The organism is Ktedonobacter sp. SOSP1-52 (genome assembly GCF_016587395.1).
Genome location: NZ_BNJH01000001.1, coordinates 3,070,979 through 3,097,875 on the forward strand (window position 1 = coordinate 3,070,979; position 26,897 = coordinate 3,097,875).

Consider the following 26,897-nt stretch of genomic DNA (forward strand, 5'->3'; position numbering starts at 1 on the left):
TCAAGCCACATGGAGAAGCGAGTCTTTCGCCTTCCAGATTCGAGCGTTCATATCAGCAAGTGTATTGCTTGCTGTGGCCTTGTGTCGAGAAGGCCTATACGTAGTTTACTGTAAAAGGAGAAGACTACTTTACCCAACGAGATCAACAAGAGAAACAATGGCGATTAGTCAAGCAGCTAGAGCGGCTTGGATATCATGTTGACCTGACACCGCAACACGTCGCCTAGTTTCTTCTCTTGCTCTCCTCGCACCTGATGCGGGCACAGGGGGGCTTTTTTTGCCTTGGGCACAGCTGGTTCGGAGGAAAGCCGTTATGCCTCTGCGAGACACCAATGATAATGGAAATTCAAGCTTAACAGAATATAAGGAGTAATAGTAGGCGATTTCCCGAGGAAGGCAGTAGCCATCTTCTCGCGCCCGCAGCCATGCGCGTTTCAGTTCGTTGAAGAACATCGGCACCACTATCAGGTGAAGGTCCTCTGCGAGACTCTGGGCATCTCTCTCAGCGGCTACTACGCCTGGCGTCATCGTCCGATGTGTCAACATCAGCGAGAAGATGGTCATCTTGCCCAACAGATTCAGACAGCCTATCAGCAGCACCGAGGACGCTATGGAAGTCCGCGTGTGCATGCAGAGTTGCGTGCTCAGGGAATTGCCTGTGCTCGCAAACGGGTTGCCCGTCTGATGCGGGAGCTGAACGTGATGGCGCATCAGCCTCGCCGTCGGATCAAGACCACCCAAAGTGACCCCAAGGCAAGGTTCATGCCCAATCACTTGGATCGGAACTTCACAGCCACGTACCTCAATGAAAAATGGGTTGGGGACATAACTGCAATCTGGACGGACGAGGGCTGGTTGTATCTGGCGATAATGATTGACCTGTATTCACGAAAGGTGGTTGGATGGGCGATGGACGCCTCAGCCAATGAGCAGTTGGTGGAGAAGGCGTTACGCATGGCCCTGCTCCAGCGGCGCCCGTAAGCGGGACTGCTTCACCACACCGATCGAGGGTGCCAATACACGAGCCAGAGCTACCAAGCGCTTCTCTCAGCAAAGAGCATGCTGGTGAGCATGAGTCGCAAGGGCAATTGTTGGGAGAACGCTGTCGCCGAATCGTTCTTTAAAACACTGAAGGGTGAATGTGTCGAGCTTTTCTGCTTCCACACATGTGCAGAGGCTCGGCAAGCGATCTTCGAATACCTGGAGTGCTACTACAACCGAGTCCGACGCCATTCTTCGCTTGGCTCTGTCAGTCCAGTAGTTTTTGAACAACAGAAGGAGTAATCCTTCTCTTTCAAATCTCCACGAAAGCGGGTCAACGTCAAAACGAGCATCAACGTAGATGGCAGAACCTACAAGGCCCTGCAAGTCGCAGTCCCAAGAGAGGGAAAGAAACCGCTGGTAGCGACCTGGGAAGCAATCCCGCTCAAATGGGAAGTCAAAACCCCGATAGAAGACCAACCTCAACGACAACCATGGAATGATCGATCAGAGCTTGAAAGACGACTCCTGGCCCAAATCTGCGAGCATTGTGGGGCAACCCGCTTGACAGAGAGGTTAGAGGTGCATCATATACGTGCACTTAAAGACCTTCGCAGATATGAAGGCCGAGAGAAACCCGATTGGGTCAAAATCATGGCCGCCCGTCGCCGAAAAACGCTGGTCCTCTGTCGTACTTGTCACCAAAAGCTTCATGCTGGACGTCCACTCCAGCACAAACGATCTCATTCACGGACAGGACTCTCCTGATGATGCTGGAAAGCCCGGTGCCGAGAAATTGGCACGCCGGGTTTGGAGGGAGGCGCTCGGAAAAAGGCAGCAACGTACTTCGCTGGGTGCCTACCCTACTTCGTTGGTCTCTTCAAGTTAGCAGTAGCTGAGCGGCGATCCTATGCGACATTAGGAGCATTTCTGCGCGCGGCCCAGGACTGGGTCCTGTTTTACAACACCTTGCGACCTCATGAGAGCCTCAAGTATCGTTCGCCTGATCAATTTGCCCAGGAACACGGCTTGCCTGTTGTTCCTCCAATTACCCTCTTGTCGTGCCTAGCATTTTAGAGACTGGACACTCTCGGTGTGAAACATGCTTCTGTTTCTTTGGTCGCTCTCTCCTCAAGCGTCAAAAAGGACGCAGCTTTTTGACGCTTGAGGAGAGAGCGAAGCTCATGGCTTTTTCATTCCTCACTATACAATAGGATATTTTGGGAAAATAGTCTGTATCTGTTCTTGAAATAAAAAAGTACTGATAGATATAGAAAGAAACCAAAATGCATTGATATTGTTGTGCAGGAAATAGTGCTATTGGGGAAGAGGAAACGAGAGATCAATTCAGGAAGGATTGGGAGTGTGGCGAGCCAGAAGCCCGTTTTCGCTGGATGCAGCGCCAGGATCATCACACCGAAGCCGACTTTGATGTGTCTGGTGGTAGCAGCAGCGGTGGCAAGGACCAATGTGCTATCCAGGCCGGGAACGGGACCACCGGGATCAGATGGTCGCCGACCCACACGGATTCCAGCCCCACCTCCTCGGCATGCTGAACGTGCGAAGCGAGGTTGCCAACGTCGTCCTCGCTGAATCGTGGCAAGGTAACGCCCATCTTCAACTTCCTCATTTTCGCACCTCCAGCAAGGTTTTCCCTACAGAGGCCCGCGACTCGATGGCCCTGTGCGCTTGCGCGGCTTGATCCAGCGGGAATCGCTGTCCTATCATCGGTTGCAAATGGCCAGCTGCCGCAAGAGTGAGCACACCCTCTGTGAGTGTGCGCATCTCCTCGGGCGTCGGACGCGGCAAGTCGACCAGAGTTACCCCACGACCTGTCGCGGCCTCTTCCGAGATATCCGTCCATTGTCCACTCGCCATCCCGAAGCTGAGCATTCGCCCGTGACGGGCGAGCAACTCGAAAGCCGATCGACCGATGGAGCCACCAACTCCGTCAAAAACGACGTCGACCGAGCCTACGGCTTCGCGCACCTGATCCACCCAATCTGGCTTCGAGTAGTCAACCACTACATCGGCGCCCAGGTCCCGCGCCATCTCGACCTTGCGTGCGCCACCAGCTACAGCGACGACTCTCATGCCGACAGACTTCGCGAGCTGAACCAGCAAAGTGCCTACACCGCCCGCAGCCGCTTCGATCAGTACCCGTTCTCCTCGGTGCAGTCCAGCCGCCCGGATCAGCAACGATGCGGTGCGACCATCAGCCAGCAGCGCAACCGCACGATCAAGCTCCAATCCGTCTGGAACCTCGAACAGATTGCCGACATCCACTACGGCACGCTCGGCGTAGCCGCCAGAACCGTCGGTGCTGCTGACCACCCGCTTGCCCACAAGCCCGGAGTCGGCTTGTGAACCGACTGCAATGACCACACCGCCAATGCCGTTGCCAGGGATCATCGGCAACTTCGCCTTGAATGGCCCGAAACCGCTCGCGCGGAACTGGGTCTCCACGAAGGTGATATTGGCGAACGCTACCTCGATCAATGCCTGCCCGGCCTCTGCCACCGGGTCAGGAGCATCTGCTGCGACAAGCACCCCAGGCCCGCCGAACTCATGCAACCATACCGCTCTCATACTGTTCTCTTTCTTGCTTCCCCGAAGGGGAGATCTGGGCTTGTTCATGTGTCTTCATGAGAGAGTGAGACCAGCCCACGTTCATCGTACGGAAGGACACTGTTCGGCCTGTCCATAGGTTCAGGACGAGCAGCGTCGACTGTTTTGAAAGGGGACTCAACAGGTGAGCATTCCGAGCAACACATGTGGCTCTCAGAGGAGATCCTCTCCTTGTGGCCGGCATTCTTCACAACAGGCGGCTGAAGGACGACACATCGTGAAAGGGGAAGTGTGCACCCCAAAACGTGATCGCTCTTCTCATTGAGATTACAAACAACCTGTTATGCTTGACCGCCGAAGAGACTGGCTGCGATACGCGCAATCTCTTCGGAGGAAACATCTCGTAGATGTTGCGCGAGATTCCAACGATAGCCAAACGGATCAAGGATTTGTCCGTGCAGGTCGCCCCAGAATTGTTCTTGCAATGGTTGCACAACCGTAGCACCAGCATCTATAGCACGCTTCCAGAGCTCTTCGACATTCTCAGTAGAGAAGTGGAGAACGACTGGAGTACCACCTATAGCTAAAGGTGAGAGAATACCCGCATCGGGAAGCTCATCAGCCAGCATGACCGCCGAGTCCCCAAACCACAGTTCTATCTGCATGAATTTGCCGCCAGGCACGGGAATACGACCTCGCTCTTCGGCTCCTAGCACTTGTTTATACCATTTGGCAGCTCGTTCTGCATCGCGCACAACAATATGTGGTGTGATGGTGTGAATCCCTTCGGGAATAGCTTTTACCTTTGGCTGAGTCATAATATCTCTCCTTTGTTTTTCAAACTGTGTAGCGAATATTGCTTTCTCAAGCTACGAATCCCTTTACTTGCGTCCATCAACCAGTTGCTCCTTCTCTCCATAGATCCAAGGAGCGGTGGCATTGATGAAATTGGCAGGGAAGCCCAGCTCAAAGTGGGTGATGGTATCCAGGCGAGCAATCAACTCCGCAGGGAGCTCAACATTGAGCGCGCCAAGGTTCTCCACTAACTGGTCAAGCCTGCGTGCACCGAGAATTGGATGAATGGCGCGCGAGCGGCTGCGTATCCAAGCAATAGCCACTTGCGAAGGGGTAACACCCAGCTGATCCGCTGCATCTTGAACTACGCGAACAACAGTATGGTCACGTTCACTGATCGCATCGGGCGATAAGCGTGTTCTCCCTTCAACACCTCCAGCGCGCGTAAACTTCCCTGAAAGCACGCCATCGGCGAGCGGTCCCCAGGTGGCAACGCTCATCCCATATGCCTCGGCCATAGGAAGCAATTCGCGCTCGATGTCGCGCTTGAGGAGGTGATAGGGAACTTGTAAAGCAACAAACGGACTCCAACCGCGCCATTCGGCAAGTGTGTTAGCACGTGAAACGATCCAGGCTGGCGCGTCCGAGACACCTATATAGAGGATCTTTCCTGCTCGTACAGCATCATCAAGAGCGCGTAGTGTTTCCTCAATGGGAGTATGCTGATCCCAAATATGCACCCAGTAGAGATCAATATAGTCGGTACGCAAGCGCTTCAAGCTGGTCTCAAGAGAGAGCATAAGATTCTTGCGGTGATTGCCAGCGGCATTAGGATCTTCACGGTCGCGTGTCACTGTGTATTTGCTTGCAAGCACAAAGCGATCTCTGCGCCCTTCGAGGAGCTCTCCGACAAAGCGCTCGCTGTCGCCGTTTCTATAATTGATGGCGGTATCAATGACATTGCCACCAGCCTCAGCATAAGCGTTGAGCATCCGGCGGGATTCCTCTAGTGAGGCGCCTGGCCCTGATTCCTCGCCAAAGGTCATCGCGCCAAGAAAGACTTCTGAGACGCGCAAACCACTTGTTCCTAACAGTCGGTATCTCATTCCAGTGGTTTCCTTCTTCTTTTTGCTTCTCGTCATGCACCAGAAATAGGCTCTGGTAAGCAGTGAATCTGAGATGGTCATGTTTGTTCCTGCTTATGCAGAGTATAGAGGGAGGCTCTGTGCTCGTGGGTAGCCGAAAGAATACCTCTTGAGGTGTAAATGTCCTAAAGGTTGGGGGTGGAAGGAGAGCATCCTGAAGAAGTGGTGCAGCAGGAGGGACATCAATGGTGATTGTGCTAGAGTAACTTGGAATCGCGAGCACGAGCAAGAGCCTGTATGCGATTCTCGGCTCCTAGTTTATTTAATATATTCGTGACATGCTTCTTCACCGTTGCCAGCGCAATGACAAGCTCGTTGGCAATATCCTGGTTGGTGGCTCCCTGTGCCAGGAGATGTAACACCTCTTGTTCGCGGGCGGTGAGAGCGGTATGAGATGACCTGGGAAATGAGCTAGGAGGTTGGTTAGCACGTCCCTGCTGACCAATCATCTGCTGCGTGAAGGCCGCCAGAAGCGTCTTGAGAGCATCGAGAGGAATCTGGATGTGTTGCTGCTTCAGAGGCACCTTTACGTCACACAGCATTTTCTGAAGCACCTGTTGCATAGGATCGCCTATATCCAGATAGACGCGGAGGTAGTCTGCTGGCTCCGCCAATTGGAGCAGGTGGAGTGCGCACTCTTGTGCTCGCGCAAACTTGCTGGACGTCTGATACACAAGGACTTGTAGCGCCTGGAGATGTATCACGTTCCATGTATTCCGGTTTTGCTCCGCATGAAGAAGCAATGACGTCAGCAGGTCGTGAGCGTCGTTCTCTCTCCCTGTCGCGAGATAGACCTGGATGAGAGGCAGCGTGATAGAATCAATGGATGCCGGATCGGTGTAGAAGGCGCGGCTCTGTGGATCAAGGTCGCAGGAAGCCACCCAGCGTTTGGCTGCGTCTAGCTTGCCCTCAGAAAGCCAGAGGCGCGTCTGAGCAAACCCTAAGCGCACACGGTGCCACCTCCACACCCCCTGCTGACTGAGACGTTCCGCCTCCAGAAGCGCATCTGCAGCCTCTGCCTGTTTTCCCTCAGCAATGAGAAGCGGGATAAGCTGGCAATAGCCCTCAATTTGTAATTCTCTCTGGTGCCAGGCCTGAGCAAATTGTAATGCAGTCTCCAGGTGACTTTGAGCCTCCACAAGTTGATTTCGTGCCCAATGGAATCGAGCCAGATGCAGGTGAACATACCCAAACATCGATCTCGCCTTTCCCACCTGCTGCAAGCGTTGCAACGCATCCAAGTTGATGCGGTAAGCCAGATCCAATTGCCCATTCTGGTGATAGGCTTGACTGAGCAGGTACAGACACCAGGCGGCTTCATAGCCATGCTTCTCTTGCTCTGCCTGCTGCTGCAATTTGGAATAGAGAGGAATGAACGTCGTTTGATTGGTCTGAAAGAGAGAGAAGACAGAGACCGGGAACATTTGCCACACCACAGTGTCTTCTCTCACAAGCTCCAACATCCTGACAATACGCTCCTGCATGTGAGCGAGCTTCCCCTGGGCATAGATCTCTCTGCATGTGAGCCAGCTACGCAGGAAGGCGAGGCGATTGTGGAGCAGGTGATTCTCCTCTGGCGAGAGAAGCCCGTCTTGACACTCTACAAGTGTTTCAATGCGCTTAGTCATCTGCTCTGCTCTGCTGGTAGCCTGCTGCCATTGTTCATCTGAAGCAGAGTAGGCTGGAAACAAGAGGTGCAGGACGGATGTGAGCGCGAGACTGGCATGAGCAAGCAGTACTTCGTCGGGCAATTGCGTCATCCAGGTATATAATGTGACCCCTTTCCCATTGAGCCACATCTGCTCCGAAGACTGCTCCATCAGAAGCGCGGCAAAGGTATAATCGCTTCCCGTAAGCGCGTGGACAATCGCCGCATAGAGATCGCTCTGTTGAGTGTACCATCGAGCTGCACGCTGATGTAAGGTGGGTATGACATCGGGGTAGCAGGCTTGCAAACGTGCCTGAAGCACATCTCGAAAGAGGCTATGGAAACGATACCAACGCTGTTCCTCATCAAGAGAGGTGAGGAAGAGATTGGTTTTCTCCAACGCCGTGAGCATGTGCTGGCAGGCGAGTTCGGTCGGGTCTCCAAGCACATGTTGACAGAGCGAAGCATGCAGACGAGTGAGGATAGCCGTCTTCACGAGAAAATCTTGTACTTCCGGGGGCTGGTGCTGCAAAATCTCTTCTTGCATATACTCTGCAATAAAGCGTTGGTTGCCGTTGAACTGTTGGAGAAATGTCGCGCGATCAGTCCGTGTCCGCATAGCGAGTGCCGCCAGTTGTAGCCCAGCAATCCAGCCTTCAGAACGTTGTTCGAGGACATCGACCTCCGCATCCGTCAGAGGAATGAGCGCTGTGTGAGCGAGAAAATGCTCGGTCTCAGTTCGAGTAAAGCGTAAGTCCTGATCTCGTATCTCAATCATCTGCCCTCGTGCGCGCACAAGCGCGTCAGATGCAGCGGAGGATCACCGCGCCCTGCCAGAATCACATGGAGATTTGGTGGAAGGTGCTCTAGCAAGAACTGAAGTGAGTCACTGATAGCGGGATCATCGATAACATGATAGTCATCTAGCACCAGCACACTCTGCTCCCGACTGATCATCAGATCGTTAATCAGTGATGTCAGGATAACGAGCAAGTCTGGTGGCTGAGGAGAGTAGAGCATGGTCAACGCTGTATCGCCTGGTTCTGGCTGACGCTGTGAGGTGACGCCAGAATGCACACGCAAGGCCGCGATGATATAGGCCCAAAAATGGGCCGGATCGTTATCCCGTTCATCGAGCGAAAGCCATGCGAAGCGAGAAAATGGCGATGGAATATGAGCCACCCATGCCGAAAGTAATGTCGTTTTGCCAGATCCGGCAGAGGCTGCGAGGAGCGTGAGCGGATGGTTCCTGGCTTGTTCCAGGTAGTTGAAGAGACGCGTACGCGTAACCAGTGTCGCAGGCAAGCGAGGTGGTACAAGCTTCGGCAAAAGCAAGGTGTCAGGAAACGGCGTCGGAGCCGAGAAAAAAGGGGGCGAAACTGAAGGGTATGCTGGTTGAGCTTTGCTCTCAGTTGCCATGGGAGAGAGTGTGTCCTGGTGACAAAGGATGGAGCCCGCTTCTTCTAAATGGGCCAGTGTCAGTGCTCTGGTGGTGCCAAGATAGCGTTTCTGTTTGTGGTGATTTCGATAGGCATAGGCGTACCAGTATCCATCACCACGCGAGCGAGCTTCTTTCAGGAGAGAGAGATGGCCGTGTTGCCCTCGAAAAGCAAAACTGGTCTGGCATTTCAACCAGTTCTGCCATGCTTGCCCATCATCTACGCGAAATCGCTGTTGCAGTGTGCCATTCAGAAGAAGCTCATAGACTTGGTCTTGGGGAGACCAGGCCAGCACATACGAAGAAGGCTTTGGCGACATGCAGGTGTCCTTTTTATTTGTATCCCCCAACACCCCCAACAGGAGGAAGTATAACAAAGTCACCAGAAGTATACAAGCCGCGCATCGTTCTGCGAGAAGATGCATCCTGATTGGCAAAAGAAAGAGGGGCACATGCATCCTAACTATTTCGATACTTCTGCCGTGAGCATTGGAGAGAGAAGCCTCACATGAGACAATGGTGAATGTTTGCGCTTTGTAAGCAGTAAAAGACCCTTCGACACCGATATATGAGTGCTTCTCGAACTGCCTGACCCTAGAACAATTAGGTATAGCATTCTGGAAGGAGCTTCAATTGTTGCCACTGTTCACGATCATGCCCATGAACGATCAAGGTCACACGCTCTCTTTCGGCAAGAGCAATCAGCTTGCGCGTGCTGGCTCGCACCTCTGCTTCATCCATGTCAAACGGGGTCAGAGGACGGGTGTCTGGGTCCAGGCAACTGGCGGACGGAATGGCATCAATGGCAAGCAGAACTGCCCCTTTTTGTGGTAAGCGCACAAGGACAGACTGATGCCCTGGGGAATGCCCGCTGGTTTCAATCAGTTCGATTCCTGGCAGCAACGTTGTATCTCCATCGACCAATTGATACCGCAGTTCTGGAGCATCCCACTGGAAACGAAGAGCTTCCTGACGTGCAATGATTCCTTCTTTCGCCACAAGATACTGGCGGCGCTGGACGACGATGTGTGCCCTGGAAAACGCTGTCAAATTGCCTGCATGGTCAGGATCAAAATGTGAGCTGATCAGAAAATGGATATCGTGGGGAGCCAGTCCTATCCTGGCAAGCTGGTTTACCACGCCTTCTGCCTCGCCCATACGCGCGAATGGTTGCCCATGAAACAAGTGGGTTGCAATGAACTGATGGGAAATGCCAGTATCCACCAGAACATTGAGACCGTCATCGGTCTGGATGAGATAGCCAGCGATGGGAAGATGAAAAGGAACGATCCAGCCAAGTTTCATGCAATACAGTTTCATTGAGAACTCCTTCATACACATATTTTTGCTCTCCCCCGAGAGAGGGAAGAGGCATTGCTTCCCCTTCCTCGGCATCAGCACAACGCTCAGAGCTGTTCGCTGGAAGTTGGTTCTGTTGCTGAATCTGGAACAGACAACTGTGACGCTGACAATCCGCGTACCGCAATAAGCGTACTGATGAAACCCACAAGCACGAGCCCGATCAAGAGCAGTACGCCATTTCTCATCCGTTCTGCGGAGCTAGCAGTGATCTGCCAGGCCCAGAGTACACTGACCAGCAGTGGGCCACAGGTAAATCCGAGCTGACGGGTCACGCCAGAGAGGGCACTGGCAGATCCGAGCGCCGAACGTGGACCCACGGACATCAAGAGCGTCAACAGTGGGATATAGGCCACGCTATTGCCCAGACCAATCAGAAGTAAGCGCCAATCGAGATTGAAGATGCTGGTAGGTGTCGCGATGACAAGCAGCAATGTCAACAATCCTAGCAGCGTCACCGTCCATCCTACAGGCATAAGCAGGCGAACGCCACAACGATCAACCAGATACCCGCTCAGTGGACCCATGACTGCCATACCGAGCGATGGAACGAGCAACGTCAGGCCAGCCAGCGCCGAATTCAGGTGATGAATATCCTGCAAGGCAAACGGTAAGAGATAGGAGAGAGCGCCACTGGCCGAACTAAAAGCCAGGAGCGTTAGAGAGACAGCGAGGAAGCGTCTCTGGCCCAGCAAAGAGCGCATCTGGTCCAAACCATTGACGCTGGTTGTACTCAGCGTCACGCGGCGAAGACCATACAGGGCCAGGCTAGCCGCTAGCAGGCTTGCTGGGACATTAATCAGGAAGAGCACAGGCCATCCCCAGGTTGAGAGCAAGAGACCCCCAATTCCCGGCCCTGTGATCGCGCCCAACGGCCCCATTGCACCGAGAATGCCCATTGCTCGTCCACGCTCCTGTGGCTTGATCACTGCCTCCACGACCGGTAACCCCTGTGTTCCCAACAGCGCCCCAATCGCCCCCTGAAGAGCGCGGCCAATCAGTAAGAGTTCAAAGGAGGGAGCAAGCGCACAGAGTACACTTGCTCCCGCAAATCCCCCGATTGCGCCTAAAAACGTTGGCAACGGCTGCCAACGCGTCACCACCAGGCCAGACGGGATCAACAACAGCGTTGAAGGAATCAAGTAGCTGAGGAGAACAGCCGACATAGCTTCGTCCGTCTGCCGAAACGTCTGCCCCATCGCTGGTAACGCCAGCGTCACAATGCTCATATCAACGGTCGTCATAAAGATCGTGAGTCCAAGCACAATCACAGCACTCCATCGACGCATACAGCTCTCTCCTTCTTCGATGCACATGCCCAACTCATCGGATCTTTTTCAGCCTTTTCCATCGTTTTTCACCATCTTCCTCTTCTTGTGATGTGCGCTTATTACGCAATCTGGGTGGGCACCTGGCGCAGAGCCTTCAACGCACTCCCCCAAGCAATCACCTGATCAAGCATTACGTGAAGCGATGCCTCTTGATAGGGGCGTGGCCGAAAGGTACTGTAGTGCTCGAAATCGCTGGTGAGCGAGAGGCTCACCTGAGCGCTGACGTCGGCAACGTGCAATCCCCCCATTATCAGCCGCAACTGTTCCACTGCTCGCGTTCCGCCATTGGCCCCATAGCCGACAAATCCTGCCGCCTTGTTGTTCCACTCCTTGTAGAGATAATCAATCGCGTTCTTCAATACGCCTGACGGCCCATGATTGTATTCAGGCGTCACGAAGATATAGGCATCGAAGGGGGCAATTTTGCTAGACCAGGCACTGGTATGCGGCTGATGGTACTGCCCTGTGGATGCTGGCATCACCTCGTCGAGGTGTGGTAGAGGAACATCTTTGAGGTCCACAAGCTCAAACTGAGCATCACCGCGCCTCGCGGCAACCTCGTGGACCCAGCGGGCTACGGCCTCTCCATTGCGACCTGGACGAGTGCTTCCAAGAATAATGGCAATCTGTATCATGTGAGGCTCCTTTCCTTCTCTCAAAACGTCTTACTGCATCACGGCTCTGAGTATAGAGGACAACAGGGTGGGTATACACCCTCCAAGTGGGTTGTTTGGTGGGTGGTTCTTGAAGGTTGAGGAGCAGCTCCTGCCAAATGTCTTCGGGAGGTCGAAATACGGAAGATGGGGGGCTGGTGCTAGACAAGCCGGACATATCGGGCGACCGCACTGGCCTGCATGCGGTTGTTCACGCCCAGTTTGCGGTAGAGATTTTTGATGTGTCCCTTGACGGTATTGACGGAAATGACCAGGATATCAGCGATCTCCGGGTTGCTGCGCCCGGCGACGAGCAGCGTGAGCACGCGCTGTTCCTGCGCAGAGAGCGGTTCGAGTGGTAGGCCCTCTGTTGTCTGCCCATCTTTGGCATAGGAAGACGACGGGGTATTGGTGAATGCGGAGAGAAGGCTCTGGACATAGGTACGCAGAGGCTTCTCCGTCAAGATGGGCAAAACCTGGCGGAGAAGAGCGGCAAGCGGTTCCCCTTCATCCAGAAAGAGGCGCCGAAAGCCCTCGTTGCACGCTTGAGCGAGGACCAGCGTGATCTGACGTCGGGCCTCCTGTCCTTGCTTGCGGGCAGCATAGGCAAGGGCGATGAGTAGTTGGATTTCTACAATACGAGCGAAGTGGCGGCGAGCCTGCGCATTTGAGAGGGAGTGCTCAAGCAAGGGAAAAGCAGCTTCTGCCTCCCTCCGCGCAAGATGCAGACGGGCATGCAACAAGTGAAGAGTCTCTTCTTGCAGTGGTGACAACGCTCGTTCTGACTGAGCAAGCAGGGCCAGTGTATGTTCGGCCCCCGCTAGATCTCCATCCCAGAGGTACCAACGCGTTTGCCAAAGGCGGACATCGTTGATGAATGAGAACGCCCTGGGAGTGGTAGCCAAGTCTGCCAGGAGAGCGGACAGAGCAGCTCGCTCCCCAGCGTTATCTCCACCAAGACGCAAGGCAAGCAGCCTCCCAATCCCGAGTTGCACATGTGCTCTTTCTTCCCAGGAGGAGAAAGGCCCATCGGATCGCTCGATGGAGGCCTCTCGAACCAGTTGTTCCACCTGATCAGTCTGATTCCACTCATAGGCCAGTCGTATTCGTCCCCAGGTCGCGTTGGCGTGTTGCAAAGCTCCTCTCTTCTCATCCTGAGTGCCCAACAAATGAACAGGCTGCGTAGACATCTGCTGACAGTAGAAGGCAGCTTGATGCAGTTCACCCAACTCAATACACACCTCGCTCAGTAATCCGCCGAGAATGGCTGGGAGCACGCGGTCATTTCCCTTCAAACTGAAAGCGTAGGCTTGCACAAGCCATGAATGTGCTCGCTCAAAGCAGCCGTTGTGCATAGCCTCCATCCCCAGGATCATCAGGCTGCTACCGCGCCAATCGGCCCATTCCAGACGGTGGCTCTGGCTCTGGTCTCCCGCTAATGCGCCCCTGCTCCTGGAGACGGGATGTGGAGCGACTGGTGGGCGTAGATGGCAGCTTGTGTGAGATACCCCTCAAGCAATGCCACAGCAGCACGAAAGGCCAGGAGCATACCAATCCTCTCCAGATCTCCTCGCTTTCGCCAGCCTTCCTCCGCTGTTTGAAACAACCCTTCTATCCGACGGCGTGCTGGCTGAGAGATGGAGCCTTTACTCATGAGTTCTGTATAGGCAGCGCAGAAACAGAGCGTTGGGTGGCTTCGCAAGAGCGGGTTGGGGAGTTGTTTCAGCCAACCCAACAGCGTGTGGTGTTCGCGGAAAGAGGCGTCCTCATTGAATCTGGCGATGAGAAGGGCCGCTCGCCCGAATTCCTGGGCCGCGAGGGCGGTGTCTATGGCTTCTACCAACATGGCGTGCGCCTCATACCAGTGGGAGGCTTTGAGGGCCAGGCTTCGTATGGTTTTCTCGCCCAGTAGGCGGGTCGCTTCAGCCCTCATCGTCGAAGCCCAGAGGGAATGGTAACGATACCACACCCGCGAGGCCTGGGGACGGTCAACCTGCGCCCGTTCGGTATGATGAGGTGCCTCGCTTTCCACTGCCTCCAGAAAGAGCCCCGAACGTGCAGCCGTGGCTAACCACTTGGCGCTCTCGTGTCCGCCAGTCACGGCCTCGCAGAGAGAACCGGTGAGGCGGCTGAGGATACTGGTCTGAAGTAAGAAACGTTGGAGCGGTTCTGGTTGGACGGCGAGGACCTCACTGAGAAAATACTCCTGAATAGAGCGCTGGGCATGATCCGTGGCGGTATCCAGGTGAAATTGCGTCAGCGCACCCTCGATGGTCTGCTTCGTCGTGTGGTTTTGCACACTGAGGGCAAGCAAACGGAGACCAGCCGCCCAACCTTCCAGATAGGTGGAAAGCCTGAGGAGGGTCTCGGGCGTGTGGGTCGGTGGCACAAATCCCTCCCTCGGATGAAGCACCTGCTGCAAAAAAACATCGGTTTCCGCTGCATCGAAGCGCAACTGGCTGCTCGTGACTTCTCTCAGATCTCCCCTGGCTTGCCAACGCATCAGAGGCAGAGGGGGCATACTGCGTGTCAGGAGTATCACCTGCAGTGAGCTGGGCAGATGCTCAATGAAAAAAGTGAGCGTTTCGTGGACACGTGCGTGCTCGATGCAGTGGTAGTCCTCCAGAATCAACACACAAGGCGAGTCCAGTCCTACCAGATCATTGAGCAGAAAGGTCAGCACTGTTTCCAGTGGCAAGGAAGAGAAAGGTGAGCGAGAGATCTGAGAAAGCTGTGCAAGCGCCATCTGTCCAACCTGGGCATGGAAGATCTGGCACGCAACAATGAAGGAGGACCAGAAACGGATCGGGTCGTTATCTCCAGCGTCGAGAGAGAGCCAGGCGATGACGCCGCCAGCAGCCTGACGCCGGGCAATCCATTGGGTGACGAGCGTGGTTTTGCCAAAGCCTGCTGGTGCCTGCACCAGCGTCATTTTTTGTTCTCCATCAAGCAGCATCAGCAGACGAGAACGTTCGATGAGGAGGGCCGGGAGCCGGGGCGGATGCAGTTTGGATTCCAGCAGCGGCATCATTGAAGCGTCAGCATACTGGTGGGGAGAATACTGAGGAGAAAGATGCTGCATCTTGGCTGCCTCTGCGTGTATGCGTGTGGCTAAGATCAAGGCGATCTCACCCAGTCGTGCCAGGGTCAGATCTTCTGACTTTCCCAGATACGCCCGATACAATTTCCCCTCAGACTTGCGATAGGCTTTCCAATACCACCCTCCTCGATGATTGCCAATACGTTCTTTGCGTGCGGTGTAGGAACCATAGAGTGTCTGAAAAGAGAAAATCGTAGATGAGTGCTGCTCCAACCACTCAAACCAATGTTCTGATCCAATCGCAATGGAGATATCTTGTGCTTCTTTACCCACAAAAAGTGTGGCATCACGTACAGTAGGGGTTGATCGTGCCATAGAGTAAAGAGTGCTTCCATCTTTCTCGTCAAGGTGTGAGGACCCATCGTTCCCCAAAGTTCTCCAACAGTATACCACACGTTGGAGAACTTTCTCATTCCCCTGTCCAGGAAACGCTTGTGTCTCCTCTTCAGCGCGGTGCGTGTTTTTGCCTGATGTGATTCCTCACAACGGAAAAAAGCCTTGGCGGAATTTCCGGTAGGACTCCACTAACCGGTGGCTGAGTGAGGGGCTTGCAAAAAGTTGGCTCCATAGGCAAGATATTTGTATGCAAACTCATCTATTTGACCCATGGAGCAGTCACAGGTATTTTGCCCCAATCTGATGTGTTCCGCAAGAGGGCAAACTGCAAGGGGCAACATCATCATTCATGATTGCAGGCGACAACGGTACCGATGCAAGGTGTGCAACAAGACCTTCACTTCCCGAACGGGAACCATGTTCGAGGGGCTTCGCACGCCGACCGAGCTGGTCGTGATCGTGGTGACCCTCCTGAGTTATGGCTGCCCAGTGCAAGCCATCGTCCATGTCTATCATCTTGATGAACGGACCGTTGCCTCTTGGCGAGATCGAGCCGGAGTCCATTGTCAGCGCATCCATGAGGAACTGGTCGAGACAGAGAGCCTGGATCTGGTGCATGTGCAAGCTGATGAGATCCGGGGAAAGGCTACAAGCTGGTGCCCTGGATAGGACTGGCCATCATGGTCTCGACCCGCCTGTGGCTCGCGGGAGTGGTGCAAGCCACGCGAGATCGACACCTCGCCGATCAGTTGCTTGCCCAAGTGCGGCGATGTGCCATGCGCTTGCGACCGCTGCTGGTGCTCACCGACGGCTGGAATGTCTATCCTCCCAGCATCTGGAGAGCCTTTCGTGAGAAGGTCAAACGCATTCCAGGAGGGGGACGAGCCTGGCTGATCGTCTGGCCCACCTTGCACATTGGGACCATTATGAAGCACCGAGAGAAAAAGAAGGTGGTCAAGATCACTCGCAACATGGCTTGTGGGGACCTCACCCAGACAGAGCAACTTTTGCAGGTATCACGAGGCGGCAGCGTCTTCAACACGGCATTCATCGAGCGCTTGAATGCGACCTTTCGAGAGCGCTTGGCGAGCTTGACGCGTCGCACCCGATATGCGGCTCATCGCCTCGACGCACTTGAGAGGGGGATGTATCTCATCGGATGTACCTACAATTTCTGTTGGCCCCATCATGAGCTTTCCAAACCATCGCATGTGGGCACAACCTGCACCCCTGCCATGGCGGCTGGCCTCACCGATCATGCCTGGAGCGTGAGCGAGCTCTTGCCTCACAAAGTGGCCCCTGCGCCCTGGGTGCCACCCAAGCCACAAGGTCGTCCGAAGAAGAAGCCCGTTCAACTGCCAGTGACTGAGCCCAAAGCCTTCTTGGGTTCAGTCACCGGTTAGTGGAGTCCTACCGAATTTCCATCCTGTGTAGTCTCAGGCTCAAACATGCAGCCCGGTATATTCGGAGACAATGTGGTAATAGGCTGGATGAGAGGGGAAAGATAAGAGCGGCTTCCCCTGGCGAGGCGACCGAACGACTGCTTCATAATGTGCTACTGACGCCCACTCAGCGACGACGATGAAGCGAAAGCTTGCCTTGGAACCTGGGCGCTCCCGAAGTCTGGCGGAAATACCCGGTACGCGCAGCAAGTGTTCTTCAACTTCCGAGTCTGCCTCGTAAAGTTTGACAGAGAGAAGACCCTCCACATATCTCAGGCGCTCTACCACTTCAGGCCACTCCTTGCGAAATACTTCTTCTTGACCTTCTGGTATCTCAAATGCATTGATGAAAGTGAAAGCTTGCATCGTCTTAGGTTCCTTTCTTTTCAGAATGTCTTCTTTTCATCATTGCTTCAGTATAGGGAAATGCGTATGTTGTCGTCACTGTCCAGAAGGAGGAAGAATTCCTGTACAAAAGGTCAGAACCCGCGTGATGAGCGCCAAAAGACCGTATCCATTTCCTTATCACCATGTCAAGAAAGAGCAAACCTGATAGATGTCAACTTTGCAGAGCAATTGAAAGCTGGGTTTGACACGTTACGTGAGAAGGAGCTACTCTGGTTTGCCTCTCTGAGCTATCAACGTCATCTATTGGTCACATTGCTGGATTGTGTTCCGTCATTGGAACGTAGGGCAAGATTGAGTCGATGTTTCGCTCCCCAAACAAGGTTTTCCATTGAAGCTGGTCGGAGAGAAACATCAATGCAACACATGCCTAGTAATTCAGATAGTCATGTGGATGTAAGAAAGCAGATCATGTTGGGGAACTTCTCCTCGATCCCCAACATGAGAGAAAGAATGTTATGCCTAAATCATCGCGCTCTCTGCTTATCTGGTCACAGGAGCATAAGCAGTATGTATTCCACACCCAAGAAAACGCTGTTCATTGGTTTCGCAAAGACGATGAAGCGACCTTCTCGCGCTGGTTAGAAACACACACCTCCTTTGCTTTTGTGGGGCAAGCCGGGAGGCTCTCGGCCCTCAAAGAAACTCGGCCTTGTGGAGGGAGCTATTGGTACGCCTATCGCAAGCAGGGAAGGCAGGCCAAAAAACGCTACTTGGGACACTCGGATCAGGTCACCATCGCCCGCTTGGAGCAAGAGGCGAACGTATTGACGAGTCAGCTTGAGCCATCCTCTTTGCCCCCGGAACCTGGTAGGTTGCCATCTGGGTTGATCCTCTCTAGCAAACTCGCTCTCCCCGTCTGCCACCCTCTCTGGTGAAGCGAGAGCGCTTGCTGTCCACGCCTGATGCCGTGCGTACCACCAGGCTCTTGCTCGTCTGTGCCCCGGCAGGCTTTGGGAAATCTACCCTGCTTGCCGCCTGGGCGCACCAGCAAAAAGAGGCACAGGTGGCCTGGTTCTCGCTCTTTTATGAGGCAGAAGGTGATGTTCACGAGGCAATGAGTCACGCGCTCCAGGGGGGCTGACGCCTCTCTTTTTCAGGGGGGCCATGGGATCGGGGGCTGTCTGATGCCTTCCCAACTGTGATCCGCGTGTATTTCGCTCAACGGCGCTTTAGGGAGGCGTTGCGCTTGCTGGAACGCTGGAGCGGACACCTGGATCGACCAGCCAATGTCAGGATCACGATGACATACCTGTCTCAGTTGCTGGTAGCGCTACACCAGACTGGACAGCACGAGCAGACCCGCGAGATCGCGGAGCGCCTCTTTGCTCTCACGGAGCCAGAGGGCTACCTGCGCGTGTACCTGGATGAGGGCGAACCAATGAAGGAGGCGCTTCAGGCACTGCTCTCCACATATGTCGGGCAGGACGAGGTGGCTACGGCAACCAGAGTCTCTATCGCCAAGCTGCTCGTCGCCTTCGAGCAGGAGCCGTCAGGCGCGAGCAGATCACGAGAAGAGGCAAACCCATCCGAGCCTGCGCTTTCCCCGGCTCGACCGCTCTCGGTGACTTCCTCTCTGCCAGAGATCTCACTAACCAGGCGCGAACAGGAAGTCCTGCGCTTGCTCGCAACCGGAGCCTCCAATCAGAACATCGCCAGAACCCTGGTGATTTCCCTGGGTGCCGTCAAGAAGCATGTCAGTACTCTGCTTTGCACACTGGGAGCGAGTAGCCGTACGCAGACGGTCGCCCTGGCGCGAGCCTACTCGCTCCTCTAGCTCCTCCTTCTCCCCAGCAGGCAGCCTTCCTGCCTTGCAAAACTACTCCTTTTCTTCCACTTTTGGGGACTGTGTTGGAGGGCATACCCCATCTATACTTTCCTCATGGTCAGAGCACTCTACTGCAACTGAAGGAGAAAACTGATGCACTGCCGCATTCACATCCAGGGGCACCTTGCTTCTGGGTGGCAAGACCGCTTTCTCGGACTACGAATCGAGCAGCAGGAAGCGGGCACAACGCTCCTTGTGGGTACGCTGCCGGATCAGGCCGCGCTCTATGGAGTGCTCTTACAGCTCATCCGGATGGATCTGGTACTGCTCTTGCTTGAAACGAGTGAGGAGGCAGCACAACGCTCGTGAAGGGTGTGTAACTTCCTCGCGCAAGCCTGGAGCACTTGTTTTGCACACAGTACCAGTTCCCAACACAAGGAAGGGCATACATGTTGGCATGAGCTGTTTGGCTTCGTAGCCATGACGCCGTTGATGAAAGGATGCCTTTCCTTGTTAAAGGTGTTTTCCCAGGAGAAAACTATGACAATCGAAGAAAACAAGAAAAGCAATGATGAAATCGAAATTAAACGGATAATAGAGGCTGGAGTTGAGGGGATTCGCACGAAGGACATCGATGGGGTCATGTCCATGTACGCACCCGAACTGGTCTCGTTCGATATCGTGCCTCCGCTGCAATATGTAGGAGCAGATAGATACAGGAAACAATGGGGAGAGGCGTTCTCGTCGTTCCCAGGCCAGATCAATTATGAAATTGTTGACCTGTCCATTACAGTGGGCGATGATGTGGCATTCGCCCATAGCTTCAACCGGCTGAGTGGAACCATGAACAATGAGCAGAAGATCGGTAACTGGCTGCGTTGGACTGCTTGCTTCCAAAAGATCAACGGCAAATGGCTGATCGTACATATGCAGGCTTCGGTGCCAGTCGATATGGCGACGGGCAAAGCGGTGCTCGACCTCAAACCATAGCCATTTCCTGGGATGTTTCGGCAACAGCCGGCAAAAACATGAGAGGGTGTGCCCAGAATGGTCGGCGCATGATACCGCAGTCGGCCGGACCCATGTCTTAGAACTCTTCCGCCTGCGCGCCGGCGGCTCGTATCTGAACGACGCTGTGTTTCATGATTGCTACTAACGTACTGAGGACGGCTGGAAGTTCGCCGAGCGCGTCTTTGAGGCTAGATACCTCGACATCATACCGCTTGCTGGCTCGGCGCCCCAGGCAGCGGAGGCGCAAGCGCCGAACGATCCCACGTCTTCGCCGAAATGAAGGCACATCACAGGATGAACGAGCGCTCCCGCAGTTCATGTGAAAACTCGTGCCTAATGATGAGACATTTAGAGGCGAATCTGGCTATCCGTAACCTTCCACCAGATGCATCTCAAGATGCACAAAAGACAAGAAAGTGAGAATACTCTCAATGGCAACCAATGTATCACATTCCGAATTTACACAACTGGCATCAGAATCGCAGATTGAGAAGACGGTCCAGGCGCTCCAAGCGCACGGCATACACACGGTCGTCTTTGAGACTGGCGAAGAAGCAAGCAAGTATGTGCTCGACCTGATCCCCGATGGCGCGAAGGTGTATGATTCGCCCTCCCGAACCTGTGAGGCGATTGGTCTGACAGAGCAGATCGAACAGGCACACCACTTTCAAGCAGTGCGCGCTCAGTTAGCTCTGCTTGATTACGTAGCCCAGCGCGACGAGAGGCGCAAATTGGTCGCGACCCCCGATATCCTGGTGGGGAGCGTCCACGCGATCACCGAACAGGGCGAGGTGCTCATTGCATCAGGCACTGGTAGCCAGTTAGGTTCCGCTGCATACAGTGCAAGCAGGGCGATCTGGGTGGTGAGCACCCAAAAGCTCGTACCCACGCTGGAAGATGGACTTCGTCGTATCCGCGAACGCTGCCTGCCCTTAGAGAGTGAGCGATCCCAGCAGGTATACGGCCAGCCCAGCGCCATCAATAAACTGCTGATCATCAATGCGGAGCACGAGGCTGGTCGTCTCACGATTGTCCTGGTTAAGCAGCAGCTCGGCTTCTAGGAGATATGGGCGTTCTGTCTACGAGAAACGAGACACGTGAAGAAGGAACAGGGAAGGACTGGACGAGATGGAACGGAAACGCTATACGCCAGAGTTTATAACGAACGTCGTTTTAGAGAGTCTCCAGCGGGAGACAACGCTGGAGCAGATACCACATGCTCTCGCCTATACTCTGGTCGTAAGCCCTCGGGTGCTTCATCCAGCAACGGACGGAGCCTTCTCTGGTGGAGTCTCTTGGCTCCAAATGAAAAGAAGTGGGGGGCTTACCCAAACATGTCATGCAAGGAGAAAACAATGTCTCATAATGGAAAAACGATATTGGTTTTGGGGATGACTGGACGACAGAGAGGCGCTACTGTACGCCAGTTACTTACTCGTGGTTGGAACGTGAGAGCGCTCGTGCGTCATACTGACTGATACTCCCGGCGCACGAGACCTTCAGTCTCAAGGAGTTGAATTGATACAAGGAGATCTTGACCAGCTTATTTCATTGCGCAATGCACTGGAGAGCGTCTATGGCGTTTTTAGTGTTCGGACCTCTTTCAGCGAGGGGGCCTTGAGGCAGAAGTGCACTGGGGAAAAGCGATCGCTGATGCGGCGCTCGTAGCAGGGATCTCGCACTTTGTCTACTCTTCAGTCGGTGGGGCTGAACGCAACAGTGGGATCGGACACTTCGAAAGTAAGTGGCAGATTGAACAGCATATTCGTACATTAGGTCTGCCTGCAACCATTCTCCGTCCCACCTTTTTTATGAGCAACCTGACCTCTCCCATTGTGGCCCAGTCTGAGGGATCAATCCTCATCCGTTTTGGCGTGCATGCGGATGCTCTGATCCAGATGATTGCTGTTGAGGATATCGGCGCGTTTGCAGCCCTGGCATTTGAACATCCATACGTCTACCTGGGCAAAGACCTCGAACTTGCTGGAGATGAGATTACCTTCGTTCAGGCCACAGCAACGATTGAGCGCTACACCGGGATCCCTACCCGTTTTGAGGAATTGGCATCGGGAGGTGAACCAATGTTTGAGTGGTTCAACACCCATGTCCATCAAGCCGACATTTCCGGACTTCGTCGGATGCACCCTTCATTAATGACACTGGAGACCTGGTTATCTCAGTCGAACTGGCAACCACTACAGTATGAGTAATGGGTCGTAGATGGATACACGCTGGCCTTTGCCAGCCTTTTATTAATGGCCGGTGCGCTTAGTGATCGGCTGGGGTAGTAAGCGCATCTTTCTGACCGGGCTTAGCATCTTTACGCTCACCTCGGCTCTCTACGCGCTGACTGTTCTGATCGTGGCTCGTGTACTGCAAGGTTTGGGGGCAGCGTTTCTACTACCAGCCTCCCTGGCGCTCATTACCTACGGTTTTCCTGTTGCGCGTGAGCGGGCCAATGCTATCGGGATCTGGGCGGGTATCGCGGCTATGGCAGCGGCTGCCGGGCCAGTAGTAGGCGACTTGCTGGTGGAAGGGATTGGGTGGCGAAGCGTCTTCTACATCAATGTTCCGGTGGGGCTGCTAGGTGTACTCGTCACGCTTCTTTTTGTGGCTGTCCCGGCCACAAAAAGAAGCGCTCTCTTGATCCGCCCAGCCAACTTAGCGGGATCATTACGCTGGCTGCGCTAGCCTTTGCTCTGATGAAGGTGGCCCTCTGGGCTAGGGCGTGCCTCTAGTGCTTCTAGCTCTGGGCCTGTTTGTTCTAGTCCTGCTGGCATTCATCCTGACCGAACAGCGCAGCCAGAGTTCGATGCTGCCGTTGGTTCTCTTTCGTATCACGACCTTTTCGGCAGCGACGGTGATTGATTTGCTAATCAATTTTAGTTTCTACTGGCTCATGTTTTTGCTTAATGTTTTCTTTCAGCAAGTGCAGGGCTATTCTGACTGGCAAACCGACATGCGCTTGCTCCCGCTTACACTTGTCAACGTAGTGGGGACAAATTCCTCAGGACGTATAGCGGGACGCGTTGGTGTGCGTATCCAGATAACGCTAGGCCTGTTGATTGGCGCTCTGGGCGTTTTTGCTTTCCTGGCCTTTGGATAGAAGGCTAGCTACCCCACTGGTTGTGCTCTTTTTCATGGCCATCGGGCTTGGTTTATCCCTGGCCATGCCGACTTTGACTTCGGCTCATCTAGGCTCGGTAGTACGTGAGCAGGCAGGGATTGCTTCGATGGTGCTCAATGCCAGCCGTCAGGCAGGAAGCGCCATTGGGATCGTAGTCCTTGGTTCGCTTTTAGGAGGATGTGAGATCGATGACGTTATGCGACGCGCTCAGCGGCGTGATCTTTGCCATGATCTTCGACGGGCCATTGCGTCGGTTCTCCCAGTCGTAGTACTGAGAGTGGAAGGTCTTGTCGCGGGAGGCGATACCATATGGTGTTGCCTCTGCGTACCCTTCTCCTCTGCAGTACTGGTAATAAGTACCGATGTGAGCAGCACATCCATTGACAGTCTGAAAACCCGCTTCACAAGCGCACATTTGCGCAACGTTTTTGTAATTTCGAGTGGCAAAGAGGGCTTTCCTATTCTTCACGAACGGAAAGTCTTATCTGGGCAGGTATCCTTATTTCTTGACTTCGAGCGCGCTCTAATCTGTATACTGCCATGAGAGAAGGAAAACGTCCTCTGCAAGAAACCTCAGAAGGAGATGTATGATGCGTCTAGGATTACAGGTACCCAACTTCACTTGGTCAGATGATCAATGCCAGCTTGGCGATACCTTTGCGACCATTGTCCAGCGTGCGGAGCGAGCAGGACTCTATAGCCTCTGGGTCATGGATCATTTCTTCCAGCTCCCGGTGTTCGGACCTGTTGAACATGAGATGCTGGAGGGATACAGCACTCTGACCTTTGCTGCTGGACATACTAATCGGATCAAGCTGGGTATGCTGGTGGCTGGCGTGACGTATCGGTATCCGGGCCTGCTGGTGAAGACCGCCACCACTCTGGATGTGCTCTCGCACGGACGAGCCTATTTTGGTATCGGTGCGGCCTGGAATGAAGAGGAGCATCAGGGTCTGGGTGTGCCTTTTCCCTCGATAGCCGAACGGTTTGAGTGCTTGGAGGAAACCCTGCAAATCGCACACCAGATGTGGGAAGGCTCCGAAAAGCCCTATCAGGGTAAGCATTATCAGCTTGCACGCCCATTGAACGTGCCCTCATCCGTGCAGAAGCCGCATCCGCCGATCTTGATTGGCGGGACGGGCGAGCGAAAAACCTTGCGTTTGGTCGCCCAGTACGGCGATGCCTGGAACGTCTCTTTGCGCCAAGTCTCACGAGACGAATTGCGCCGTAAACTGGAGGTCCTGCGCGACCACTGCCAGTCAATCGGTCGCCCCTATGCGGATATTGAGAAAACCACTCTAGATACCAATCTGCGTATCACGAGGGATGGCCGCGACAACAGCCTCACCCCGGCAGCTGCCATCGAGCACTTTAGAGAGCTAGCCAACCTCGGGATCGATCAGGCCATTTTCAATACGCCCAATGTCACCGACCTGGAGCTTTTTGACCTGCTAGCAACCGAGATTATACCGGTTGTCGAACAGATCGAGGCGACCTCCCGCTAGCACGAGGTGAAGCCTCAGCGTTAAAGCCGTCAATCTCAACAGGAAACTGGCCACTCTTCCAGCCATGATCCGGATTGTGAAAACACTTGAAGGATGCAAGCGTTCATTGGCAGCTTTCTCCTGTGGCCCAAGGGGATCATTTTGCTGAAAGCGTAGGAAGGTTTGCCAGACCATGTGAAGATGGTGCAATGCTGGAACGTGAGCCAGGAGGAGATGGGATACCCTTCGGGTAGAATCGCGCTGTGAGCGAGTGGGTGAACAAGCCAGGAGAGCAATGGAGCGGAAAGGTGGAATGTGGGCAAGAAGAGCGCTTGTGCTGCACTATGCTGATCGGGTGGGAGGAAGGCTATGATGAGCGCTGGGTGATTGTGACTGATCTGTAGTTGTCCCAGTTTGGATGAATCAGTAAACTGGAAGTGGAGGGTCGTAGAAGAAGTGAGGAAAGCATGGCAACGGGACAAACATACGATAAGACGTTTAAGCAAGAAGCAGTGAATTTGGTGCGTACAAGCGAAAAATCGCAGAGACAAGTAGCCGAAGACTGAGACAAGTAGCCGAAGACTTGGGAATAGCGATGAGTACACTGAGCCGCTGGTGCTCCGAACTGGCGGCGAACGGAGAACGAGCCTTTGTGGGTAGTGGAAATCTCCAGCCAGAAGCTGAGGAGATGCGTCGCTTACGACGGGAAAATGACGTGTTGCGGCAGGAGCGTGACATCCTAAAAAAGGCTCTAACCATCTTCTCGCATCCGTAGAAGACCGTTTTCGCTTTATCGAGCATCACCGGGAGCAATTTGAGGTTCGGATCATGTGTCGAGTGCTCGCGGTTTCGGTCGGCGGGTTCTACGCCTGGATGAAGCGCCCTCCCTCGCAGAGGGAGCGAGAAGATGGCGCGCATCACCAAAGAGATCGTGAAAATCTATTTTCAGCATCAGGGGCGCTACGGCAGTCCACGCATTCATGAGCAACTGCGCGATGAAGGCATCCATGTGGGCCGCAAACGGGTTGTGTGTCTCATGAAGCAAGCCCAGCTTGCTGCCCATCACACGACCCATCGGGTGTTGACCACGCGTGCTGATCCTGCTGCCACGCCAGCCGAAAATGTGCTTGAGCGTGTCTTTGAGGCGGAGCGCCCGAACGAAAAATGGGTCGCCGATGTGACGTACATTGGCACAGCAAGCGGCTGGATGTATGTGGCAGCCGTCTTGGATCTCTACTCGCGGCGCATTGTTGGCTGGGCCATGGCAGCCAAGCAAGATGAAGCCTTGGTCGAGCAAGCCATGGTAATGGCGATCACTCATCGCAAGCCAGAGGCCGGATTGCTTCACCATTCAGATCGTGGCTGTCAGTATACCCAGCCATGCCTATCAGACGTTTCTGCAAGACCTGACCATCACCCAGATTTGTGGAGACCCTGAACTGGGTTATCTCATCGATTGTACAAAGGCTTGTTCATAGACAAGCGGACTGACATACTGTAACGTCGAATGCAGGCGCACCGGGTTGTAAAAGCATTCGAGATACTCAAAGATGGTGGACCGGGTCTGAGCGTGCGTGGCGAAGGTGGTGCGGCTCACGCATTCGCTCTTGAGGGTGTCGAAGAACGACTCCATAACCGCATTGTCGTAGCAGTTGGCTGTGCGACTCATACTCACCTCGATGCCCAGGGAGGCCAGGAGCGCCTGATAGCCCCGGCTGGTGTACTCGCAGCCCCGGTCGGAGTGGTGCAGTAACCCTGCCTGGGGATGCCGACGCACCAGAGCCATCTTCAAGGCGAGCGTCACCAACTGCTCATTTTCGGTTGCAGCCATGGCCCATCCTACCACCATGCGGGAGAACAAATCTAGGACGATCGCCAGGTACAGCCACCCCTCAGTCGTGGGGATCGCGGTAATATCCGTCACCCACTTCTGATTGGGCATGGTGGCGGAAAACTCCCGATTAAGCCGATTGGGAGCACATAGCGCGGTAGGATCACTGCTCGTTGTCACTGGCTTTCGTCGCTTGCGGAGCTTGGCGCACAAGCCGAGGCTCTGCATCAAGCGGACAACGCGCTTGCGTCCACATCGCACCCCAAGCTCATCGCGCAATGCGACATGAATGCGCGGGCTGCCATACACCTGGCGCTTCTCGACGAAAAGCGTTTGGATTTGAGCTGCAAGCTTGGCATCTTCTCGCTGGTGTTGGCTAACCGGGCGCTGACGCGAGGCGTAATAGCCACTGACGGAAACCTCCAACACCTGGCACATCCTGCTCACCGGGTACTCGTTCTGGTGCTCGGCAATG

General features: G+C 54.3%; 33 protein-coding genes and 1 pseudogene. 20 read left to right on the plus strand and 14 right to left on the minus strand.

All coding sequences use genetic code 11. The annotated features are described in order from the left end of the window. The first annotated feature begins 405 nt into the window (after positions 1-405). The 4 genes from JMJ16_RS14755 (at position 406) to JMJ16_RS57065 (ending at position 2,058) form a co-directional block, all read left to right on the plus strand. Positions 406-981, plus strand: coding sequence for an IS3 family transposase (locus JMJ16_RS14755; protein ID WP_236601577.1), 576 nt, complete (start codon positions 406-408; stop codon positions 979-981). Positions 982-1,071: 90 nt separating this feature from the next. Then, a complete protein-coding gene (locus tag JMJ16_RS57055) occupies positions 1,072-1,284 on the plus strand; it encodes an IS3 family transposase (RefSeq protein WP_201382398.1) in 213 nt (70 codons plus the stop codon). Between the two features lie 234 nt (positions 1,285-1,518). Further along, positions 1,519-1,749: an RNA-directed DNA polymerase gene (locus JMJ16_RS57060; protein ID WP_374229006.1), complete on the plus strand. Its 231-nt coding sequence runs from the start codon at positions 1,519-1,521 to the stop codon at positions 1,747-1,749. Between the two features lie 42 nt (positions 1,750-1,791). Continuing rightward, the gene (locus tag JMJ16_RS57065) at positions 1,792-2,058 is read left to right on the plus strand and encodes an integrase core domain-containing protein (protein WP_201382400.1); all 267 of its coding nucleotides are present in this window, start codon (positions 1,792-1,794) and stop codon (positions 2,056-2,058) included. 116 nt (positions 2,059-2,174) lie between these two features. Here the strand turns inward: JMJ16_RS57065 and JMJ16_RS57070 are convergent, their stop codons facing one another. The 11 genes from JMJ16_RS57070 to JMJ16_RS14820 all read right to left on the minus strand — a co-directional run bounded on the left by JMJ16_RS57070 (position 2,175) and on the right by JMJ16_RS14820 (position 15,333). Then, positions 2,175-2,504 carry an LLM class flavin-dependent oxidoreductase gene (locus JMJ16_RS57070; RefSeq protein ID WP_201382402.1) on the minus strand — a complete coding sequence of 110 codons (330 nt, stop codon included), beginning with the start codon at positions 2,502-2,504 and terminating at the stop codon, positions 2,175-2,177. A gap of 103 nt (positions 2,505-2,607) precedes the next feature. Then, positions 2,608-3,570: a zinc-binding dehydrogenase gene (locus JMJ16_RS14775; RefSeq protein WP_374228967.1), complete on the minus strand. Its 963-nt coding sequence runs from the start codon at positions 3,568-3,570 to the stop codon at positions 2,608-2,610. 320 nt (positions 3,571-3,890) lie between these two features. Beyond that, the gene (locus tag JMJ16_RS14780) at positions 3,891-4,367 is read right to left on the minus strand and encodes a VOC family protein (protein ID WP_201382406.1); all 477 of its coding nucleotides are present in this window, start codon (positions 4,365-4,367) and stop codon (positions 3,891-3,893) included. Positions 4,368-4,430: 63 nt separating this feature from the next. After that, positions 4,431-5,450 (minus strand): aldo/keto reductase, encoded by a 1,020-nt coding sequence (locus tag JMJ16_RS14785; RefSeq protein WP_201382408.1) that lies wholly within the window; start codon positions 5,448-5,450, stop codon positions 4,431-4,433. Positions 5,451-5,686: 236 nt separating this feature from the next. Further along, positions 5,687-7,915: a LuxR C-terminal-related transcriptional regulator gene (locus JMJ16_RS14790; RefSeq protein WP_201382410.1), complete on the minus strand. Its 2,229-nt coding sequence runs from the start codon at positions 7,913-7,915 to the stop codon at positions 5,687-5,689. Then, complete coding sequence (locus tag JMJ16_RS14795) at positions 7,912-8,895, minus strand: AAA family ATPase (RefSeq protein WP_201382412.1); 984 nt, start codon at positions 8,893-8,895, stop codon at positions 7,912-7,914. The genes JMJ16_RS14790 and JMJ16_RS14795 overlap by 4 nt, the downstream gene beginning before the upstream one ends. Before the next feature lie 283 nt (positions 8,896-9,178). Next, the gene (locus tag JMJ16_RS14800; RefSeq protein WP_201382414.1) at positions 9,179-9,895 is read right to left on the minus strand and encodes an N-acyl homoserine lactonase family protein; all 717 of its coding nucleotides are present in this window, start codon (positions 9,893-9,895) and stop codon (positions 9,179-9,181) included. Between the two features lie 86 nt (positions 9,896-9,981). Next, on the minus strand, positions 9,982-11,223 hold the full coding sequence (locus tag JMJ16_RS14805; RefSeq protein WP_201382416.1) for an MFS transporter: 1,242 nt from the start codon (positions 11,221-11,223) through the stop codon (positions 9,982-9,984). A gap of 101 nt (positions 11,224-11,324) precedes the next feature. After that, positions 11,325-11,900, minus strand: coding sequence for an NADPH-dependent FMN reductase (locus JMJ16_RS14810; RefSeq protein ID WP_201382418.1), 576 nt, complete (start codon positions 11,898-11,900; stop codon positions 11,325-11,327). A gap of 179 nt (positions 11,901-12,079) precedes the next feature. After that, complete coding sequence (locus tag JMJ16_RS14815) at positions 12,080-13,327, minus strand: LuxR family transcriptional regulator (protein WP_255553211.1); 1,248 nt, start codon at positions 13,325-13,327, stop codon at positions 12,080-12,082. Positions 13,328-13,353: 26 nt separating this feature from the next. Then, a complete protein-coding gene (locus JMJ16_RS14820; RefSeq protein WP_201382422.1) occupies positions 13,354-15,333 on the minus strand; it encodes a hypothetical protein in 1,980 nt (659 codons plus the stop codon). Positions 15,334-15,771: 438 nt separating this feature from the next. Here JMJ16_RS14820 and JMJ16_RS14825 point away from each other — a divergent pair, with 438 nt between their 5' ends. Together JMJ16_RS14825 and JMJ16_RS14830 are read left to right on the plus strand one after the other, a co-directional pair. Then, a complete protein-coding gene (locus JMJ16_RS14825; RefSeq protein ID WP_201382424.1) occupies positions 15,772-16,023 on the plus strand; it encodes a hypothetical protein in 252 nt (83 codons plus the stop codon). Further along, positions 16,011-16,757, plus strand: coding sequence for a hypothetical protein (locus tag JMJ16_RS14830; RefSeq protein ID WP_201382426.1), 747 nt, complete (start codon positions 16,011-16,013; stop codon positions 16,755-16,757). The genes JMJ16_RS14825 and JMJ16_RS14830 overlap by 13 nt, the downstream gene beginning before the upstream one ends. A gap of 39 nt (positions 16,758-16,796) precedes the next feature. On the opposite strand, the gene JMJ16_RS14835 is transcribed toward JMJ16_RS14830, so the two are convergent. Then, positions 16,797-17,162: an antibiotic biosynthesis monooxygenase gene (locus JMJ16_RS14835; protein ID WP_201382428.1), complete on the minus strand. Its 366-nt coding sequence runs from the start codon at positions 17,160-17,162 to the stop codon at positions 16,797-16,799. Positions 17,163-17,659: 497 nt separating this feature from the next. Here JMJ16_RS14835 and JMJ16_RS14840 point away from each other — a divergent pair, with 497 nt between their 5' ends. The 5 genes from JMJ16_RS14840 to JMJ16_RS14860 all read left to right on the plus strand — a co-directional run bounded on the left by JMJ16_RS14840 (position 17,660) and on the right by JMJ16_RS14860 (position 19,959). Next, positions 17,660-18,079: a hypothetical protein gene (locus tag JMJ16_RS14840; protein ID WP_201382430.1), complete on the plus strand. Its 420-nt coding sequence runs from the start codon at positions 17,660-17,662 to the stop codon at positions 18,077-18,079. A gap of 11 nt (positions 18,080-18,090) precedes the next feature. Continuing rightward, positions 18,091-18,285, plus strand: a complete 195-nt coding sequence (locus JMJ16_RS14845; protein ID WP_201382432.1) for a hypothetical protein — start codon at positions 18,091-18,093, stop codon at positions 18,283-18,285. Between the two features lie 66 nt (positions 18,286-18,351). After that, positions 18,352-18,978: a LuxR C-terminal-related transcriptional regulator gene (locus JMJ16_RS14850; RefSeq protein ID WP_255553190.1), complete on the plus strand. Its 627-nt coding sequence runs from the start codon at positions 18,352-18,354 to the stop codon at positions 18,976-18,978. Positions 18,979-19,122: 144 nt separating this feature from the next. Next, complete coding sequence (locus JMJ16_RS14855; protein ID WP_201382434.1) at positions 19,123-19,338, plus strand: hypothetical protein; 216 nt, start codon at positions 19,123-19,125, stop codon at positions 19,336-19,338. A 171-nt stretch (positions 19,339-19,509) separates the two neighbouring features. After that, positions 19,510-19,959, plus strand: a complete 450-nt coding sequence (locus JMJ16_RS14860; RefSeq protein ID WP_201382436.1) for a nuclear transport factor 2 family protein — start codon at positions 19,510-19,512, stop codon at positions 19,957-19,959. Between the two features lie 97 nt (positions 19,960-20,056). Here the strand turns inward: JMJ16_RS14860 and JMJ16_RS14865 are convergent, their stop codons facing one another. After that, complete coding sequence (locus JMJ16_RS14865) at positions 20,057-20,299, minus strand: hypothetical protein (protein ID WP_201382438.1); 243 nt, start codon at positions 20,297-20,299, stop codon at positions 20,057-20,059. 112 nt (positions 20,300-20,411) lie between these two features. On the opposite strand from JMJ16_RS14865, the gene JMJ16_RS14870 reads away from it, so the two are divergent. The 9 genes and pseudogenes from JMJ16_RS14870 to JMJ16_RS14910 form a co-directional block, all read left to right on the plus strand. Beyond that, positions 20,412-21,041 carry an LUD domain-containing protein gene (locus JMJ16_RS14870; protein WP_201382440.1) on the plus strand — a complete coding sequence of 210 codons (630 nt, stop codon included), beginning with the start codon at positions 20,412-20,414 and terminating at the stop codon, positions 21,039-21,041. Between the two features lie 294 nt (positions 21,042-21,335). Then, positions 21,336-21,458, plus strand: a complete 123-nt coding sequence (locus JMJ16_RS57075) for an NmrA family NAD(P)-binding protein (protein ID WP_201382442.1) — start codon at positions 21,336-21,338, stop codon at positions 21,456-21,458. Between the two features lie 40 nt (positions 21,459-21,498). Further along, positions 21,499-21,648, plus strand: coding sequence for a hypothetical protein (locus JMJ16_RS57080; RefSeq protein ID WP_201382444.1), 150 nt, complete (start codon positions 21,499-21,501; stop codon positions 21,646-21,648). After that, entirely contained in the window at positions 21,609-22,190 is a 582-nt protein-coding gene (locus JMJ16_RS14885; protein WP_201382446.1) for an NmrA family NAD(P)-binding protein, read from the plus strand. Before JMJ16_RS57080 ends, JMJ16_RS14885 begins: the two co-directional genes overlap by 40 nt. A gap of 52 nt (positions 22,191-22,242) precedes the next feature. Beyond that, positions 22,243-22,671 (plus strand): MFS transporter, encoded by a 429-nt coding sequence (locus tag JMJ16_RS14890; RefSeq protein ID WP_201382448.1) that lies wholly within the window; start codon positions 22,243-22,245, stop codon positions 22,669-22,671. Between the two features lie 46 nt (positions 22,672-22,717). Further along, positions 22,718-23,086: a hypothetical protein gene (locus JMJ16_RS14895; protein WP_201382450.1), complete on the plus strand. Its 369-nt coding sequence runs from the start codon at positions 22,718-22,720 to the stop codon at positions 23,084-23,086. Positions 23,087-23,694: 608 nt separating this feature from the next. Beyond that, entirely contained in the window at positions 23,695-24,612 is a 918-nt protein-coding gene (locus JMJ16_RS14900; RefSeq protein WP_236601501.1) for an LLM class F420-dependent oxidoreductase, read from the plus strand. Positions 24,613-25,153: 541 nt separating this feature from the next. After that, positions 25,154-25,366, plus strand: a complete 213-nt coding sequence (locus JMJ16_RS14905; protein ID WP_374229007.1) for a transposase — start codon at positions 25,154-25,156, stop codon at positions 25,364-25,366. Between the two features lie 126 nt (positions 25,367-25,492). After that, a pseudogene (locus JMJ16_RS14910) lies at positions 25,493-26,029 on the plus strand (IS3 family transposase); the annotation flags it as partial. Between the two features lie 6 nt (positions 26,030-26,035). Here the strand turns inward: JMJ16_RS14910 and JMJ16_RS14915 are convergent. Beyond that, complete coding sequence (locus JMJ16_RS14915; protein WP_236601578.1) at positions 26,036-26,896, minus strand: IS3 family transposase; 861 nt, start codon at positions 26,894-26,896, stop codon at positions 26,036-26,038. Between the last annotated feature and the right edge of the window lies 1 nt (position 26,897).